At 70.6% G+C, this 1,526-nt stretch carries 3 protein-coding genes; 1 reads left to right on the forward strand and 2 read right to left on the reverse strand.

Features of this window, described 5'->3' with window-relative positions:
- Nucleotides 1-403, reverse strand: a 403-nt coding sequence (locus P409_RS33995) for an ABC transporter ATP-binding protein (protein WP_034849170.1), incomplete at its 3' end; no start/stop codon positions are given.
- 165 nt (nt 404-568) lie between these two features.
- On the opposite strand from P409_RS33995, the gene P409_RS34000 reads away from it, so the two are divergent.
- Complete coding sequence (locus P409_RS34000) at nt 569-1,240, forward strand: carbonic anhydrase (protein WP_034849172.1); 672 nt, start codon at nt 569-571, stop codon at nt 1,238-1,240.
- Nucleotides 1,241-1,252: 12 nt separating this feature from the next.
- Here P409_RS34000 and P409_RS34005 read toward each other — a convergent pair.
- Nucleotides 1,253-1,526 (reverse strand): EamA family transporter (locus P409_RS34005; protein WP_034849175.1); only part of this gene is annotated, 274 nt, incomplete at its 5' end.

The raw sequence follows: 1,526 nt of genomic DNA on the forward strand, positions 1-1,526 counted from the left end.
ACAGGGTGTGCGGATGGCGGCCGGCCAGCGCCGCGATGCCGATGCGGCCGATCACCTCCGCCGCCCGGTCGCGGGCCTGGTCGCGCGGCAGCCGCTTCAGGCCGAAGGCCACGTTCTCTTCGACCGTCAGATGCGGGAACAGGGCGTAGTCCTGGAACATGAAGCCGATGTTGCGGTCCTCCGGCTCGACGAAGCCGCTCGGCCCGGCCAGCTCCGCGCCGTCCAGCAGGATCCGGCCGCTGTCCGGCGCATCGACCCCGGCGATGATCCGCAGCAGCGAGGACTTGCCGCAGCCGGACCGGCCGACCAGGCAGACGATCTCGCCATGCCTGATCGACAGCGACACCTCGTCCAAGGCCCGGACGGTGCCGAAGCTCCGGCAGATGCGCTCCAGCGTCAGCATTCCGTCCCCCCGATCCCGACCGCGACTCCGTCTGCTTAGAGCAGAGCCGGCACCGATCCAACCGCGATCCCGCCGGCACGCCCGTATTGGCGAGAGCGATGCCGTTTGCTATTGCCACGCTTCCGCCGCATTCCTTGTCGCGGCGAGGTGGATGCGAGGGCAGTCATGTTTCCCGAACGGCTTACCGAGGGCTATCGCACCTTTCTCAGCGGGCGCTTCGCGGCGGAGCGCAGCCGGTACGAGATGCTGGCGGAGAAGGGCCAGCGCCCGGAGATCATGATTGTCGGCTGCGTCGATTCGCGGGTGTCGCCCGAGGTCATCTTCGACGCCGCGCCCGGCGAGCTGCTGGTGGTGCGCAACGTCGCCAACCTGGTGCCGCCCTACGAGCCCGACCGCGAGACCCAGCACGGCACCAGCGCCGCGCTGGAATTCGGGGTGCAGGCGCTGCGGGTGAAGCACATCGTGGTGCTGGGCCATGCCTATTGCGGCGGCATCCGCGCCTTCGCCGACGAGCAGGAGCCGCTGTCGCCCGGCGACTTCATCGGCCGCTGGATGTCGCAGATCGCCCCGGCGGCGGCGAGCCTGGGGCCTCGCAAGGCGAGCGATGGCGACGACTATCTGCGCCGGCTGGAATTCGCCTCGGTCGAGCTGAGCCTGCGGAACCTGATGACCTTCCCCTGCGTGTCGACCCTGGTCGAACGCGGCAAGCTCAAGCTGCACGGCGCCTATTTCGGCGTCGCCTCCGGCCGCCTGCTGGTGCGCGACCCCGAGACCGGGGAGTTCGAGCCGGTGGCGGAGGAGGGGCGCGGCGGGCTGTCGGCGATCCGCTGCCCCTGATCCGGCGGCGGCCTAGCGGGCCATGGCGGCCCGCTGGCTCAGCCAGAGGCTGATGATCGCCACGAGGAAGCCGCCGAGCTGCAGCGGCGTCAGGCTCTGGTCCAGGAGCAGCCAGCCGACCGAGGTCGCGACCAGGGGGCTGAGCAGGCCGAGCGACGCGACGGCACTCGGCTCGATCCGCGCCAATCCCCGGAACCAGAAGATGTAGGTCAGGGCGCCGCCGATCACGCTGAGCCAGGCGAAGCCGATCAGGTTGGCCGCGGTCGGGACCGGCAGGGCCGGCTCC

Origin of the sequence: Inquilinus limosus MP06 (assembly GCF_000767795.1) — a bacterium.
GTDB lineage: Bacteria > Pseudomonadota > Alphaproteobacteria > DSM-16000 > Inquilinaceae > Inquilinus > Inquilinus limosus_E.